The 15,493-nt window shown below is 66.5% G+C and carries 14 protein-coding genes and 1 pseudogene; 3 read left to right on the forward strand and 12 right to left on the reverse strand.

Going from position 1 to position 15,493, the window contains the following annotated elements:
- Positions 1 to 26 precede the first annotated feature (26 nt).
- Positions 27 to 839 (reverse strand): transporter substrate-binding domain-containing protein, encoded by an 813-nt coding sequence (locus tag AB4Z10_RS09245; RefSeq protein WP_441470100.1) that lies wholly within the window; start codon positions 837 to 839, stop codon positions 27 to 29.
- 63 nt (positions 840 to 902) lie between these two features.
- Positions 903 to 2,603 carry a thiamine pyrophosphate-binding protein gene (locus tag AB4Z10_RS09250; RefSeq protein ID WP_441470101.1) on the reverse strand — a complete coding sequence of 567 codons (1,701 nt, stop codon included), beginning with the start codon at positions 2,601 to 2,603 and terminating at the stop codon, positions 903 to 905.
- A 104-nt stretch (positions 2,604 to 2,707) separates the two neighbouring features.
- Here AB4Z10_RS09250 and AB4Z10_RS09255 point away from each other — a divergent pair, with 104 nt between their 5' ends.
- Entirely contained in the window at positions 2,708 to 3,463 is a 756-nt protein-coding gene (locus AB4Z10_RS09255; protein ID WP_441470102.1) for an IclR family transcriptional regulator, read from the forward strand.
- Between the two features lie 259 nt (positions 3,464 to 3,722).
- Here the strand turns inward: AB4Z10_RS09255 and AB4Z10_RS09260 are convergent, their stop codons facing one another.
- Positions 3,723 to 4,112: a hypothetical protein gene (locus AB4Z10_RS09260; protein WP_441470416.1), complete on the reverse strand. Its 390-nt coding sequence runs from the start codon at positions 4,110 to 4,112 to the stop codon at positions 3,723 to 3,725.
- A gap of 42 nt (positions 4,113 to 4,154) precedes the next feature.
- Positions 4,155 to 4,355 (reverse strand): annotated as a pseudogene (locus AB4Z10_RS09265) (TetR family transcriptional regulator); the annotation flags it as partial.
- A 63-nt stretch (positions 4,356 to 4,418) separates the two neighbouring features.
- On the opposite strand from AB4Z10_RS09265, the gene AB4Z10_RS09270 reads away from it, so the two are divergent.
- Both AB4Z10_RS09270 and AB4Z10_RS09275 read left to right on the forward strand, forming a co-directional pair.
- A complete protein-coding gene (locus tag AB4Z10_RS09270) occupies positions 4,419 to 4,802 on the forward strand; it encodes a hypothetical protein (protein ID WP_441470103.1) in 384 nt (127 codons plus the stop codon).
- A gap of 10 nt (positions 4,803 to 4,812) precedes the next feature.
- Positions 4,813 to 5,586: an SDR family NAD(P)-dependent oxidoreductase gene (locus AB4Z10_RS09275; RefSeq protein WP_441470104.1), complete on the forward strand. Its 774-nt coding sequence runs from the start codon at positions 4,813 to 4,815 to the stop codon at positions 5,584 to 5,586.
- A 185-nt stretch (positions 5,587 to 5,771) separates the two neighbouring features.
- On the opposite strand, the gene AB4Z10_RS09280 is transcribed toward AB4Z10_RS09275, so the two are convergent.
- The 8 genes from AB4Z10_RS09280 to AB4Z10_RS09315 form a co-directional block, all read right to left on the reverse strand.
- The gene (locus tag AB4Z10_RS09280; RefSeq protein WP_441470105.1) at positions 5,772 to 6,323 is read right to left on the reverse strand and encodes a cysteine hydrolase family protein; all 552 of its coding nucleotides are present in this window, start codon (positions 6,321 to 6,323) and stop codon (positions 5,772 to 5,774) included.
- 66 nt (positions 6,324 to 6,389) lie between these two features.
- Positions 6,390 to 7,322 (reverse strand): pyridoxal-phosphate dependent enzyme, encoded by a 933-nt coding sequence (locus AB4Z10_RS09285; RefSeq protein WP_441470106.1) that lies wholly within the window; start codon positions 7,320 to 7,322, stop codon positions 6,390 to 6,392.
- Positions 7,323 to 7,346: 24 nt separating this feature from the next.
- On the reverse strand, positions 7,347 to 8,423 hold the full coding sequence (locus AB4Z10_RS09290) for a LacI family DNA-binding transcriptional regulator (RefSeq protein ID WP_441470408.1): 1,077 nt from the start codon (positions 8,421 to 8,423) through the stop codon (positions 7,347 to 7,349).
- Between the two features lies 1 nt (position 8,424).
- The gene (gene alr / locus AB4Z10_RS09295; RefSeq protein ID WP_441470107.1) at positions 8,425 to 9,633 is read right to left on the reverse strand and encodes an alanine racemase; all 1,209 of its coding nucleotides are present in this window, start codon (positions 9,631 to 9,633) and stop codon (positions 8,425 to 8,427) included.
- Positions 9,630 to 11,477, reverse strand: coding sequence for a hydantoinase B/oxoprolinase family protein (locus tag AB4Z10_RS09300; RefSeq protein ID WP_441470108.1), 1,848 nt, complete (start codon positions 11,475 to 11,477; stop codon positions 9,630 to 9,632). The genes alr and AB4Z10_RS09300 overlap by 4 nt, the downstream gene beginning before the upstream one ends.
- Positions 11,478 to 11,481: 4 nt before the next feature.
- A complete protein-coding gene (locus tag AB4Z10_RS09305) occupies positions 11,482 to 13,590 on the reverse strand; it encodes a hydantoinase/oxoprolinase family protein (RefSeq protein ID WP_441470109.1) in 2,109 nt (702 codons plus the stop codon).
- Positions 13,587 to 14,579 carry an ABC transporter ATP-binding protein gene (locus AB4Z10_RS09310; protein WP_441470110.1) on the reverse strand — a complete coding sequence of 331 codons (993 nt, stop codon included), beginning with the start codon at positions 14,577 to 14,579 and terminating at the stop codon, positions 13,587 to 13,589. The genes AB4Z10_RS09305 and AB4Z10_RS09310 overlap by 4 nt, the downstream gene beginning before the upstream one ends.
- Positions 14,576 to 15,451: an ABC transporter ATP-binding protein gene (locus AB4Z10_RS09315; RefSeq protein WP_441470111.1), complete on the reverse strand. Its 876-nt coding sequence runs from the start codon at positions 15,449 to 15,451 to the stop codon at positions 14,576 to 14,578. The genes AB4Z10_RS09310 and AB4Z10_RS09315 overlap by 4 nt, the downstream gene beginning before the upstream one ends.
- Between the last annotated feature and the right edge of the window lie 42 nt (positions 15,452 to 15,493).

The raw sequence follows: 15,493 nt of genomic DNA on the forward strand, positions 1-15,493 counted from the left end.
CGAACGCAGCGCGTCCCTGGGTGAGATCAGCGCGGCCCGGTCGCGAGTTCGGGCGGCAACTTCCACTTCTCTGCGAGGGTGCGGTACCAACCACGAAGCTGCATCGCCCGGACATAGGTGTTGAGGAACACCACGAGATCGAGATCCGAGTAGCGGACGGCGTGGTTCATGGTCGTCCACTCGGTCTTGTCGGCTGCAAACTTGACGTTGCGCAGCTCGGTCGGGCGCTCCTCGGCGCGCATCGCGTTCGAGACGGAATCGCCGATATAGGCGGTCGACCGCCCCTGCATCACCTCCAGCACCGCGGCGGCGGTGTCGGAGAGCGGGTTCACCTTGGCGTTCTTGAAGGTTCGCTGGGCGAATTGCTGGGCGGCCGTGCCGCTGACGACCGAGACGACATTGCCGGGCTTGTCGAGATCCTCGAAGCTCTGCACGGAGCTGTCGGCGCGCACCATCGCGGTCGACGACAGGTATCCGATCGGGTCGGTGAAGGCGACGGCGATGGCGCGCTCGGGCGTGGCGCCGAGGCCGCTCATCACCACATCCCATTGCCCGGCCTGGAGCCCGGCGACGAGCCCGCTCCAGGTGGTATTGACGAACTGGACCTTGATCCCGGTCATCTGCTCGAAATTATGGATGTCATCGGCGATGAAGCCCTCGTATTCCCCGCTCTTCGGATTGAGCAGGACGAAGCGGTTCCAGGGCGCGACGCCCACGACCATCTTCTTCTCCTTGATGATCCGGTCCAGCGTCGGGCCGGCCTTGGCGGCGGAGGCCGTCAGTGCTGCTATGGCCGTGACGGCAACGGCCATCGTCATGGCTGCGATATGTTTCAACATGCTGTTCCCTCCCTGTTTGAGGCTGTCTCTCCGGCAGCCCTTTGATCTTGTGCGAGCGTGGCGTCAGTGAACGGCGTCGGCGGCGAGGATGGTCTCGAAGCCGACGATCGGCGCCGTGGCGTCCGGATCGATCACGACGTCGAGGACGTAAGGCGCTCCCGCCGCCTGCCCGCGCGCGAGGCCATCTGCGATCCCCGTCGGATCGGTGATGCGCTCGCCCTTGCATTTCAGCGCGCGGCCGAGCTCGCCGAAGTCGATGTCGAGGAAGTCGCATTCGAGATAGCGGCCCATCGCCTTCTGCTCCCAGTGCCGCTGAAAGCCGAGCGTGCCGTTGTTGAAGACGACGACCAAGACCTCGACGCCGTAGCGGGCTGCAGTTTCGAGCTCGTTGAAGACATAGCCGAAGGCGCCGTCGCCGGTGACGCAGACGACCTTGAGCGAGGGGTCGGCCATCTTGGCGCCGATCGCGGCCGGCAGGCTCCAGCCAATGCCGCCGGTGCCGCGCGGCGAGAGGATGAAGCGGCCGGCGCCGGGCACGTCGATATGGCTCATCGCCCAGCCGGTGACGTAGCTGGCATCGGTGACGATCAGGGTTTTCTCGTCCGTCCGCGCCGAGATCTCGGCGAGCAGCCGCTCCGGCCGGATCGGCGTCTGGCCGGAGGTGGCGACGGGGCGGAATTCCTCGCGCCAGGCCCGGGTCAGGGCGTTGAGGCGCTCGCGGGTCGCCGCGTCGGTGCGCGCCAGCCCGTGCTCGGCGCAATGGGCGAGGAGGTCGCGCAGCGTGTCGCGGATATCGCCGACCATGGCCACGTCGGTCGCGAAATTGCGGCCGATCTCGGCCGGGTCGATGTCGAGATGGATCAGCTTGGTGCCGGGCTTGGGCAGCGACCAGTCGCTGTAGCAGATCTGCCCGGTGCGCGAGCCGAGCACGAAGACGACGTCCGCCTCGGCGAACAGCGTGTTCGAGATGCGGCCGCGGCCATAGCGCCCGCCCGTGGTCGAGCCGAGCGGGCCCGCGGCGAGAGGATGGGTGTCGGGGATGGCGCCGCGCCCGGTCATCGTCGTCGCGACCGGCATGTCGAAGAGCTCCGCCAGGATCCGGATCTCCTCCTCGGCGCCCGAGATGATCGAGCCGCCACCGGCGATCAGCAGCGGTCGGCGCGCGCCCGCCAGCAGTTGGGCAGCACCGGCGATCGACTCCCGGCTCGCCCGGACGCGGTTGGCCGGAAAATGGGCATAGGCCGGGTCCGCCCAGGTCTCGGCCTCGGCCTCCGCCGCCATCACATCGCCCGGGCACAGCAGCACGACCGGGCCGGGGCGCCCCGTCGTCGCGATCCGGAACGCCTTGCGCACCGCATCGCCCGCCTGCTCTGGCATGTCGATGCGAATGACTTCCTTGACGTAGGGACCGAGCGCCACGGCGTGGTCGAGCGCGCTGCTGGCATGCTTGTTCTTCAGCCGCAGCGCATGGTCCTGCACCAGCGCGATCACCGGCACGGACGAACGCTGCGCCTCGAGGAGCCCCGTGATCAGGTTGGTCGCGCCGGGGCCGAAGGTCGCGGCACAGACGCCGGGACGGCCGGTCACCTGGGCATAGCCATGCGCCATGATCGCCGCATGCTTCTCGTCGCGGACGGTAACAATCCGGGTGAAGGACCGATCGACCGCATGGAAGACGTGGATCGGATCCTCCATCCCGAAGAGGCACCTCACCCCATGGCTCTTCAGGGTCGCATAGAGCAGCGCGCCGCCGGTTCCTCGCATCGTCTTCTCCCTTGACGTTTTGATTGTGTTGCGTATTGTGCAACATGTTGTTTATTCATCGTGGCGGCGCTTTGTCGCCACGTCAAGCCGCAATGCGAGGCTGGATGAAATCGATCGAGAAGGCCGTCAGCGCGTTGCAGCTCATGGTTGAATCAGGCGGAGAGCTGCGGGTCGGCGACGTCAGTCGCCATCTCAAGGTGAATCGCAGCACGGCTTCGCGTCTGCTGGCTTCACTGGCAGGTGGCGGCCTGATCGAGCAGGACCCGCTAACCCAGCGCTACGGCGCAGGAATTCTCGCCGTCCAGCTCGCCGCCGGCTTCCACCGCAAGTTCGACATCGTCGAGCAGGCGCAAAAGGAAATGGAAGCGCTCGCACGCGAAACGCAGCACACGGTATGGTTGGGGGTTCTCTCAGGAGCGGAGGTCGTCGTGCTCAAGACGGTGCGCGGCTCGCAGCCGATCCAGTTCGCCGTCGAGCCCGGACACCGCCTGCCGGCGCATGCAGCGGCGATGGGCAAGGCCCTTCTCTCGCTCAAGCCCGATGCGGAGATTCGCGGCCTGTTTGAAGGCTCCTTGGCTGCGACCACCCGGCAGACGCTGCACTCGGTCGACGAATTGCTGCGCGAGCTGGCCCTGACGCGACTGCGTGGTTACGCCATCTCAAATCAGGAGCTCTTCGACGGCGTAAAGGCGGTCTCGATCGCCCTCACGGAGAAGCACAAGGGCACCTCGATCGCCGTCAGCGTCTCGTATCCGCTCTTCGCCCTGGCTGACGGTAACGATCAGCCGATCATCGATGCGCTGCTTGCCTTTGGCCGTCATTTCGGCGCCCGCATCGGTGACGCCCGATGGACGCGTTAGGCTGTCGAACCGAGAGAAACCGCGCAGTTCGAAACGCGGAGATCCATGTATCGAGGTTCTGCCAGTTGGAGGGCCTTGAAGCGACAAGAGCGGAAGTTTGCACGTCGTCCGGAACCGGACGCTCACAAATCCGCAGCCAAGTCCGCTGGCAACCCTGATGCGACCTCCGGAACGCCTTGCCCGGCCTTTCCAGCATGCCGCCCCGCGTGCTCGCGCTGCCGGAGGCGAACGCTCTGTCAGCCCGGCGGGACCGGCGCAACTACAATGCTGCTCCGGAACCCTCGGCGGACTCTCCCTTTAGCACCCGGGAGCAGAGCGGCTGGAGCAGCGCGCATATGGTGTCGGCGCCGCGTTCGCCGGTGCGCAGCATCTGGAACATGGGGAAGCTCGTCAAAGCGAAGAGCAGGTCGACAACGTCTTTCTGCTTCGCTTCGTCACCGCCCCGGCGGCGAACAATCACGCCCAGCGCCATGCGGCGGCGCTCGTTGCGCAGCGCCAGGCTTTCCGCCAACTCCGTATCGATGGCAGCTGTCGCGAACAGCCCGGCCAATGCATCATCTGAACTCCAGAAATCGCAGAAGACCCGGACCAACCCGGCAAGAGCCTCGTGCGGATCCGCGAGCGCCATCGCTTCCGTCAGCGTCGCCATCGCGCCCGCTGCCGCCAGATTGTCGAACGTCTCCTCGAGGAGGCCGCGCCGCGAGCCGAACTGATTGTAGACCGTGAGCCGGGTTACCCCCGCGGCTGCGGCGACGGATTCCAGCGAGAGCGCCCCGCCGCCCGGCTGGCGGAGCAGCGCCGTAGCGGCTGCGAGCAGCCGACTGCGCGTTTCCGCCGCCTTTGCATCACGCTTGGTGCCCGAATAGGGCCTTGACGTACCGTTGCGAGTCATGACTATACAGTATGTATATCTAAATTTGACGCATGTTCAATCTGCGCCACCGGAGCTTAGCCGATGCAGCCCCTGCCGATCATCATCGCCGTGCATCTTCTCTCCTCTGTTTTTTGGGCTGGGACGACCTTCGTTCTGGCGCGGGCCGGCGGAGCGGATGCCGCCGGGCTGGCCAAACCCCAGATGGGAGCCGCCTTTGTCGCGATGGGCTCCGGCATACTGCTTTGGCAACTCGCTCACGCAGGTGGTTTCGGCAGCATGGAGGCGACCCTCGCCGTGGGAGCGGCGACGGCGCTGACGGCATTCGCAATCCAGGCGATCGGCGCCCTATGGGCTTTGCGATCTGGTGCCGCCGGTCCTGCGGCCACGCCCGGTCGCATCCAACGCGTTGCCGCCGCCCTGCTGATGGTCACGGTGGTCTGCATGGCTATCGCGCGTTACGCCTGAGGAGCGGTGAATGTTTTCGATCCCGATCTATCCCGATCTCGCCGCCAAGACGGCCGTCGTCACCGGAGGCTCCGGCGGCATTGGCGCTGAAACGGCGCGCTGGCTTGCCTGCAACGGGGTGCGCGTCACGGTGGCGGGGCGTGATCCGGGCCGGCTCGACGCAACGCTCCGCTCGCTGGAAGCAATCTCAGCCGGGCATGCCAGTGTCTGCCTCGACTGCACCAGTCGCGAGGAACTGGAAGCTGCGCGCTCTGTGTTCGCGGAACGAGAGGACAAGCTCGATATTCTGGTCGCGTTTGCTGGCGGCGGGAGTGGTCGCCCCGCGCCGCTGGAGGACGTAACCGAAGCGGACTGGCGCTCCAGTCTCGACCACAATCTGACCGCGACCTTCCTGACGCTGTCCGTCTTCTTGCCCAGCCTCAGGCAAGGGCGTGGAGGGGCCGTCATCACCATGGCCTCCTCCGCGGGCCGCGCGCCCTCACAGGCGCCGCTCGGCTATGGCGTCGCCAAGGCAGGCATCATCATGCTGACGCAGCAAGCGGCACATGACCTCGGCCCGAGCGGGGTGCGCGTGAACTGCGTTGCGCCCTCCGCCGTTCTGACGGATCGCACGGCAGCGCATATGCCACCCGACATCCAGGCGCAGGTTGCCCTTGCCCACCCGATCCGGCGGCTCGGCTCCCCGGCGGACGTAGCGGCAGCAACTCTCTTCCTCGCCTCCGAAAGCGCGAGCTGGCTGACGGGCGCGACACTCGATATCGCGGGCGGGCGGCTTATGCATTGAAAGCAGCCGCTGCGGCCCCGCGCCGGCATCGCCGAGCCGTCCCGTCACGGGTGGATCGAGCATCAACCGCAAGAACGGGTCGGATGCGGCATGCGCCATCGCGGCCGCCGCCATATGCAACTCGCGCGACAGGCTGTTCACCGCAGCCGGGATTGATGCCGCGGCAGGTCAATCCGAACTCCGCTTCACACGACCTTTACGCGTCCGCCGAACCCGGACCCAAACAGGGCCTCGTGCGCATTCTGATCAGGGTCGTAGCAGCAGTCCCGGACCAGTCTCAGATCGTAATCCGCATCACTGGCCCAGGCGACACTCGAAAGAACCACGCCGGTCGTGCTTATCCCGGCCATGACGAGCGTGCTGACACCGCGCGCCCGAAGGTCGGCGTCGAGCGATGTGCTATAAAAGACGCTGGCGCGCGGGCATGCATAGACAAGATCGCCCCGTTCGATTGCGAGGCCTTCTACGGGCAGGCCGGTGCGAAATCGTCCGCTCGAGAGATAGGGCGTGATCTGACGGTTTTCAGCCGGCGGCGCATGTTCATAGCCTTCACCCAGCGAGAAGTTGGGGAACAGCACCGGTCGACCGGTGGCGCGCCAATGCCGGATCAGTGCGTTGCACCGATCCAGCAAGGGCGATGGCTGCTGCCCGAACAGGATGTCGAACACATCGACCTGATAATGCATGACGACGAGGGCCGCCCTGTCGATGTAGCTGCCGTGGAAATCGACCGACATCACGATCACCCAAGGTTGAATTTGAAACAGGCATCTAGTCTCATCGGCAGAGATATCGGCCTGGGCCTAGGGATCTCTCGCCATCGAAAGATTCCGGCGCCACGTATTCAATTGCTCGACTGTCGATGTCGCCCCGCCGCAGACGATGACCAAGATTTTTTGATGATCGGCGAGGTCCGCGACATTCTGGTAGAGCGTGGCGAGGCTTGCCCCGCATGCCGGCTCGACCAGGATGCGATGGTCGTCCAGGAATCGCAGGCAGGCATCAACCGCCTGAAGATCCGAGACGACGGCGCAGTCGATGCGATGCTCTGCAAGGAGAGCGAAGGCATGCTCCGAGACCTGGCGTGCACCGAGCGAAGTGGCGATGCTTCCGATCGCCGGTAGAACGATGCGCTCGCCCCGGGCAACCGACTGGGCAAATGAGGACGCACCCGTCGTCTCCACCGCAAGAACGGGAATGTTCAGCTTGTGGCGCTGCAAGCCTTCGACGACGCCGCTCAGCAATCCGCCGCCACCGACGGAGAGCACGACGAGGTCCGGCTGCACTCCGTCCTCGACCATCTCATCGATGATCGTCGAGTGCCCTCGCCACACGACCGGGTCGTCGAAGGGGTGGATGAACGCGTCGCTGTCGCCCAGCATCGAAAGCGCGCGCTCGTTTGCCTCCTGCCAGGACGCACCCTGTACCAGGACATCGGCATTCATGTCCGAGATCAGGCGACATGCCCTTGGCGATGTCGTCTCGGGAACGACAACCGTCACCGGGACGTCGAGTTCACGCCCGGCATAGGCGACGGCGATCCCGGCGTTGCCGCCAGACGAGCTGACGAAGCGCTTGACCCCGCGCTTTGCATGTTCCTGACACGCAAGCCCGATGCCGCGGAGCTTGAAGGATCCGGAGGGTTGAAGGGATTCAAGCTTCAGCCACACCTTGCGCTCGCTCGCCCGAGAGAGAGAAGGCGAGCAGTAGGTCGGCGTTCTGACATGGAGGGACATCATGACCTTCCCCAGCATAGTCGATCAGCGATCAGCAGCACTATGCGCATGCTGGACAGGCCCGCTGCCACGATCGTCCAAAGGCGCGGTGGAGTGCCGGATCTTGAGTTGCATCCCCACGGACAAGCGCTCCGACGCCGCTTGCGGTTGCTTGTCGGACATTTTCTTCAGCAGAAGAGTGGCTGCGAGCTGGGCCACTTTCGTACCATTGCCACGCACGGCCGTAATCGACGGCGTCATGACTTCCAGGATACTGGCGTCACCGATCGACACGATCGAAAGGTCGCGCGGCAGCACGAGGCCGCGCTTCGCGCAGAAATGCAGGATGCCGGGGATCTCGTCGATATTGGCGATGATCGCTGTGATGGGCCGCTCTCCACGGCACAGGGCCTCCAATTTGCGAGCCCCGAACGCCCCCACCTCGAAGATGCGACCTGCCGGCGGCTCCAGCCCCCTGTCAGTGAACGCCGCATCGAAGCCTGCCCGTTGCTCCCGTCCGACCCAGGTATCGAGGTGACCGGCAACAAGCGCGATCTCGCGGTGCCCCAGCTCCAGGAGGTGCTCGGTTGCCCTGCGGGCACCGGTGCGATGCTCCGTCAGGACGGTATCGAATCCGCCATCGGGGCTGCGCTCCCAGAGCACCATGGGAATCGTGATGGCGGCGAGCCGTCGCGCCGTCTCCGGATCGTTGTCCCGATTGACCGCCAGGAGCATGCCGTCGACGACGCGGTTCTGCAGCAATGACAGGATCTCGGCCTCGCGGCTGTCGTCGAAATGCGTACTGGCGACAATCAGCGTGTATCCCTCGCGACGCAGGGTGTTTTCCGCAGCCGCGATCATTTCAGCCGCTATGGGCTGGCGGATGTCCGTGACGAGGCAGCCGACGGCGTAGCTCTTTCCGAGCCGCATGGAGCGCGCCACGGAATTGGGGTGATAACCCAGATCCTGTACGGCCTTGAAAACCTGCTCGCGCAAATGAGGCGCGACATTCTCGTTGCCGTTGAGAACCCGCGAAGCGGTGCCGAGCCCGACACCGGCCCGGCTCGCGACATCCTTGATCGTGATCGGCCTGGGCTCGTCCGCCGACTGCCTCGTCCCCATTTTAGCCACGCCCGTCCCTCTCCTGCCCCAGGCCGACATACACGTGCGGCAATGAGCGCGCGAGCCGCGGGACCAATTCGATGACCGTGATGCCGATGGCCCTGGCGAGGTCATGGATCGAAATCTCTTCGGCTCCCTGCCGCCCGAGGACCACGACCTCGTCGCCGGGCGCGGCGTCGGCGATCCCGGTGACGTCGATGACCGAATGCTGGAAGGTCCGGCGCCCGAGCACCGGGCAGCGCCGTCCTCGGATCAGCACCTCGCCAAGAGGCGGAATATGGTTCAGCCCATCCCAGAAACCGATCGGCGCGACCGCCGTGCGCATGCTGCGTTCGATGGCGATCGGCGCACCATAGCCGATCCCCAGCACTGTACCCGGAGGATGCTCCTGGACCTGGATGATCCGGGACTTCACGGCCGCGAGCAGAGGCGAGAGGCCACCAATCTCCATCCAGTTTTCATCGAGCCCCCCGCCATAGATCAATCGCCCGGGGTCGACCGCATTGAAGAGCATCTCCGGATAGGCCAGCACCACGCGGCTCGACGCCAGCATGAGAATGAGATCGTCATGGCCGGCGGCCGCAGCATCGGCTGCCGCCTGCCGGAAGAGTTCGGCCTGGGCCCGGCTGATCTCGGGATCATCCGGCGTGCTGAGATGCGAGTACAGGCCCCGCACCCTGACATGATCGGCGGCGCGAAGGCACTGCAGGACGCCGGGCCACTGCTCGGGGCGCAGACCGTAGCGGCCAAGCCCGCAATCGACCTCGACAAAGACCTCCATCCTATCGCTCGCCGCAAGCACCGCTTCCATATCGGCTATGCTCTGCACCGTCACCGTGGCACCGAGCCCGGCAGCGGCCGGCAGGTCGTCCGGCGTGGTCGAAGCGAACAGCAGGACGGGAAGCGTCGTGCCGGTGCTGCGGATCGAGACGACCTCGTCCGGGCTGCCGGCGCAGAAGCCGTCGACGCCGGCGCGTTCCGCGGCCTTCGCGACCGCAGCGGCGCCAAAGCCGAAGCCGTCGCCCTTGCAGACGAAGTAGATGCGAACATCCGGGCCGACCAGGCTGCGCGTTGCCGCGACATTCCGGCTCAATGCGCCGAAATCGAGTTCCGCCCAGCTTGGCCGCAGGAGCCGGGCGCGATCGTGCCGGCGGCAATCGGTCCGGCGCTCGCCCGGGCCCGTTACCGGAAATGCGGCTAGCGCTGTCATGCCAGTTCCCCCTCATGTTCCCGGCTCAGCGCCGCCCGGCTTCGATCGCCCTGCATGAAGAGGCGCAGCTGCGCCTCCGCCAGCTTCGGCAAATCGGCTGCCAGGCCTTCGCGACAGGCCTCCGTCGCGATCGGATCGGGGCGCCCGTTCGCGCCTGTGACGACGCCATAGACGTCGCGAGCGAACTGCGCGGTGAAGCGGCCTTCGCGGACATCGGCGGCGACATGATCCGGGTCACGCTCGAGCGGGTCACCATTGCCTGCCCCACCGGGGGCGACATGGGTGAACAGATCCCCCTTGCTCAGGGCAAGCGTCCGCATCGGCATCACCGGCAGGAGTTCGGTCTTGCCGTTCCGATCGATGATGTTGAGAGACGGAGAGCCCGGACATCCGCCGAAGAGACCCGGCGGCAAATGCGCGCGCCGATCCGAACGGATCGTCAGTTGCGCGTCATCCCCAAGGACACGGTACGAGCGCGTGATCGCCATGCCGCCACGGCGACGGCCGGCGCCGCCCGAATTTGCGACGAGACCATAGGTCTCGATCCTCAGCGGATAGCGCGCCTCGATCAGTTCGATCGGCATGTTCGAAAGGTTGGCGCCGGGGTTGGCGATGCCGTCGACCCCGTCCTTTGTGGCTCGGCCACCCCAGCTTCCGAGAATTCCGTCGGTGATCAGCCAGGTCTTCCCCTCGTGAGTGCCGCTGAGCGACACTGCGGAGGGGCCACCTTCGCCCGCGGCCGGCATCCGGTCCGGCACGATCTGGGCGAAGGCGTTGAACAGCACATCGAGCATGCGATAGGCCATGACGCCGCGGGCCGCGCAGGCCGCGGGCGGACGCGGGTTGACGATGGTGCCGAGCGGAGCCACGACCCGGACCGGTCGCGTATAGCCCTCACAGTTTGGCACGGCCGCCTGGACTGCGCAGCGCAATGCGGCATAGGCGACCGAATAGGTGATCGCCACGGGTCCGTTGATGGCGCCCGGCACCTCCCCGCTGGTCCCCGTCCAGTCGATTTCGAGCTCGTCGCCTGCGACGGTGATCGTGACCTTGAAGCGGATCGGCCCGCCGCCCTCGCCAAGGCCGTCGATGAAGTCCTCGGCCTCGTAGACGCCGTCGGGCATCGCGCTGATCTCGTCGCGGACGAGCTTTTCCGCATAGTCGTGCAGTTCCGCGAGCATGCCGCGCATGGCCGGCGCGCCATATTTTTCGAGCACCTTGCCGAAGCCCCGTTCGGCAGCGGCGCAAGCGGCGATCTGGGCACGAAGATCGCCCAGAACCTGCTCCGGCACGCGGGAATTGACCTCCAGGAAAGCCAGAAGGTTCTCGTCCATCCGGTCCTCGTGCATGACCTTAATGAGCGGGATCCGCAATCCTTCCTGGAAGATCTCCGTGGCATGCAGCGCCATGCTGCCCGGCGCCATTCCGCCGAGGTCGGTGTGGTGGACAAGGCTGGCAACGAAACCTTCCACATTGCCGGCGTGGAATACGGGCTTGACCAGATAGACGTCCGGCAGATGCATGCCGCCGGCACCGTAGGGGTCGTTGGTGATGTAGCCGTCGCCCGGCTGCATCGTCCCGCCGAACCGCTTGAGGATGTTGACCATCACGCTCGGGAACGAGCCGAGATGCACGGGATTGGTGAGGCCCTGAGCGATGATCAGACCGTCTCGATCGCAGAGCGCCGTCGAGTAGTCCATCGAGTCCCGGACGATCGGAGAATAGGCGCTGCGCAGGATGACCAGCGCCATCTCGTCCGCGATGGACGCGAGGGCATTCTTGACGATCTCCAGCGTCACCGGATCGGAGCGCGACAATGCGGGGGCAGAATGGGGGGCGAGCATGACGTCACCTTTCCGAGGCTGTGAGTACGAGGTTGCCCAATTCGTCCAGGCCCGCTGTCCAGCCAGGCGGAACCACGCATGTGGCGTCGTATTCCTCGACGATCAGCGGGCTTTCCCGGTCGCCGGCTGCGAGGTCGAGGCGCGTGACGATCGGCGTCTCCAGATGCCCCCACTCCGCTCCGAACCAGCATTTCCGCACCGGGGGAGAGCCAGACGTCACGGTTCGCGCGCCCGGGGCCGACGGCCGATAGGCGCCGGTCCTGTCGTTGCGGGGGCGGCCGGTCACGCGAATATTGACGATTTCCAGCGGATCGCTCGTCGATGCATGGCCGTAAGTCAGCTTGTGCTCGCTGCGGAAGGCCTCGCCCATGGCGGCGATGTCGATGGGGTCGCCGGGGCGGTCTGTGAGCCCGATCGTCAGCTCATAGGCCTGCCCGGCGTAGCGCAGGTCCGCAATCCGCTCGATTTCGATGTCCGCTCTGGCGAAGCCTTCGGCCTCGAGGCCGGCGAACATGCTGGTCTCGAGCTTACGGTAGGCCGTATCGAGCTTGTCGCCATCGACAGCGTCGAGCGCGCAGAAATAGGTCTGCATCAGGTCGTGCTCAGTCGTCGAGTAGAGCAGGCCGAGCGCGCTGAAGACGCCGGGATGGGACGGAACGACGACGCGCTTCATGTCGAGGAGACGCGCGATCTCGGCCGCCACCGCAGGGCCGTTGCCGCCAAAGGCGAACAGGGTGAAGTCGCGCGGATCGCGTCCGCGATAGGTCGAGACGGCCTTGACGGCCCGCATCATCGTCGAGGCTGCGATGGCATAGACGCCATAGGCCGCCGTCTCGAGGGCGAGCCCCGTGGGGGCACAGACCTGCTCGCTGATCGCGCGCCGGGAGCGCGCCGCGTCCAGGCGCACGGCACCGCCGGCGATATGCTCGGGATTGATGTAGCCCAGCACGACGAGCGCGTCGGTCAGTGTCGGGCGGGTGCCGCCCGTGCCGTAGCAGGCGGGGCCCGGGACGGCACCGGCACTGTCGGGACCGACCTGGATGAGGCCTCCGGCATCGACCCGTATGATGCTGCCGCCGCCGGCGCCGATCTCCGACACGTCGATGAACGGCAGCTTTACCGCGTGCCCGCCGCCCTTGATCAGCTTGCTTGAGATGTTGATCCCGGCCCCGACTTCGTACTCCGTCGTGCGTGCGGGCTGGCCCTGCTCGATGATCGCGGCCTTGGCGGTCGTCCCGCCCATGTCGATGGTGATGACATCATGGGCGCTTCCCGCCGCGCCAATCCGGGCGGCGGCGATGACGCCGGCGGCGGGACCGGACTCGATGATGCAGGCCGGCTTCTCGCTGGCGGCCAGCGCACTCATCACGCCTCCGCTCGATTGCATGACCAGCAGCGGTGCGTGAATGCCGGCGTCGCGTAGCCGCGTCGACAAGGCACGCAGATAAGAGCGTACGACAGGCCCGAGATAGGCGTTGACCACCACCGTGCTGGTCCGCTCGTATTCGCGGATCTCCGGCAGCACGTCGCTGGAACAGCTGACGAAGATCTCGGGGCCGAGCATCCCGGCGAGAATCTCGCAGGCCCGCCGCTCGTGCTGCGGATTGGCATAGGCGTGCAGGAAACTGACCGCGACGGCCCGCGTATCGCTGGCCGCTATACCGCGCGCCGCCTCGACCACGCTGTCCTCGTCCAGGGGCAGGACGATGTCGCCATGCGCTCCGATGCGCTCGGCGATCTCGTAGCGCCGATGGCGTGGCACGAGCGGCGTCGGCTTTTCGTAGTTGAGGTTGTAGAGTTCGGGCATGCGCAGCCGGCCGAGCTCCAGGACATCTCGGAATCCGCGCGTCGTCAGCAGCGCGGTCGTGGCGCCCTTGCCCTCCAGAATGGCGTTGGTCGCCACAGTCGTGGCGTGCACGACCTCCTCGATCTCGGTGGGCTTGCCGCCGATGCGGTCGAGCAGCGCGAGGACGCCTTCGACGATTCCGCGACTGTAATCGTCCGGCGTCGACGGGCGCTTGAACGAATGCACCGTCTGACCGTTTTCCAGGAAGGTGATATCCGTGAAGGTGCCGCCGATATCGGCCCCCACGCGAAACGAGCGCGCTGTCATAATTTGGTCTCCGCTAGGTTCTGGACCGAGCTCTGCGCGACGTGGCAACGGACGAGCCGGTCGCCGAGGTGAACCTCGGGGGGCTCGCTTTGCGCACAGATCGGAATTCGGTTGCTGCAACGGGGCTCGAAGGGGCAGCCGGCATGGCGGGCCGCTTCGGGCAGTGGCGGTTCGGCGGGGCGATTGCGCCCGGCGAGCCCGCGCGGAATGGCGGCTACCAGGCGCTGCGTATAGGGATGCGCCGGCGCCGCCAGGATCTTCGCGGCAGGCCCCATCTCGACGATCCGGCCGGCATACATCACCAGCACGCGGTCGCAGAACGCCCCGACGAGCCCGAGATCGTGACTGATGATCACCAGCGTCAGGTGTCTGTCGCGATGCAGCTGCTGAAGAAGCGCAATGATTTCGCTCTGCACGGAGACGTCGAGAGCCGATGTCGGCTCGTCGGCGATCAGGACCTCCGGCTGCCGCGCGAGCGCGCGGGCGATCCCTATCCGCTGCTTCTGGCCGCCGGAAAGCTGATGCGGCAGCCGATCGAGCAGTTCCGGCCCGAGACTGACCTGCGCCAGCAAGGCATCGAGCGCTCCGGGTGCGAGCGGGCCCGCGAAGGCTTCGCTCAGGCTGCGCGCGACGGTCTTGCGGGGGTTCAAGGCGGTGTGTGCGCCCTGGAAGACGAACTGGACGCGGTTTCGGAAACGCTGCCAGTCCGCGGCCGCAAAGCTGGCAAGGTCGCGCCCTTCGAACGAGACCTGGCCGCTGCTCGGGCGATCGAGCCCGACCAGGAGCCGCGCGAGCGTCGACTTGCCGCTGCCGCTTTCGCCAACGATGCCCATGACGTCGCCGGCCCGCACCTCGAAGCTCGCCCCGAGAAGAGCAGATGTCGTGCGCCGGTCGAGCAGGCGCGCCAGCGCCGAACGCGCGACGCGATAGCTCCGGCTTGCGCCTGCGGCGGCAAGGAGCGGCGGCGGGAATGCTTCGGCTTGGCTCATCTCAGGGCGCTCCGCCAGCAGGCACTCAGATGGGCCCCCTCGCCTCGCAGGCTGGGCCGCGAGGTGCAGTCCACATCCGCCTGAGGGCAGCGGGGCAGGAAATCGCAGGCGCCTTCCTTGGGGCTCCCGGTCGGGCGGCCAGGCGCTGGCGCGCGCAGCGGACGACCGGGTCGCGGGACGGCATCCAGCAGGAGGCGCGTGTAGGGGTGGCGCGGAGACGTGAAGATCGCCTCCGTGCTGCCGGTTTCAACGATCCGGCCGCGATACATCACCGCGATCCGGTCGCAGAACTCCGCGACCAGATCGAGATTATGCGAGATGAACAGCAGGGCGATGCCGAACGTCGCGCTGATATCCCGCAGCAGCGCAACGACCTGGGCCTGCACGGTCACGTCGAGCGCGGTCGTCGGCTCGTCGGCGATCAGCAGGTGCGGCCGGCAGGCGATGGCCATCGCGATCAGGACACGCTGACGCATGCCGCCGCTGAGCTCGTGGGGATGCTGGCCGCACCGGCGGCGCGGGTCGTCGATACCGACCTTGCCGAGGAGCTGTTCGGCCTCCGACCAGGCCTCCCTCGGGCCTGGATCGTCATGGCTGCGGATGGCATCGACGAGCTGCCGCCCGATCGTGAAAGCGGGGTTGAGGGCGGTCATCGGATCCTGGAAGATCATCGCCACCTTGCGACCACGCAGGTCGCGGCAGGCGCTCTCGGGAATGGACGTGATGTCCTCGCCCTCGAGGCACATCGAGCCACCCACGACCCGGCCCGAGCGTCCAAGCAGGCGCATGATCGCAAGCGCGGTGACGCTCTTGCCCGAGCCCGACTCCCCCACGATCGCCAATTTCTCGCCGGCCCGCACCTGCAGGGTCACGCCGTGAACGACCGTCCGGGCCGCGGCTCCCTGACCAAATGC

This window comes from Allobosea sp. RAF48 (assembly GCF_052114025.1).
GTDB lineage: Bacteria > Pseudomonadota > Alphaproteobacteria > Rhizobiales > Beijerinckiaceae > Allobosea.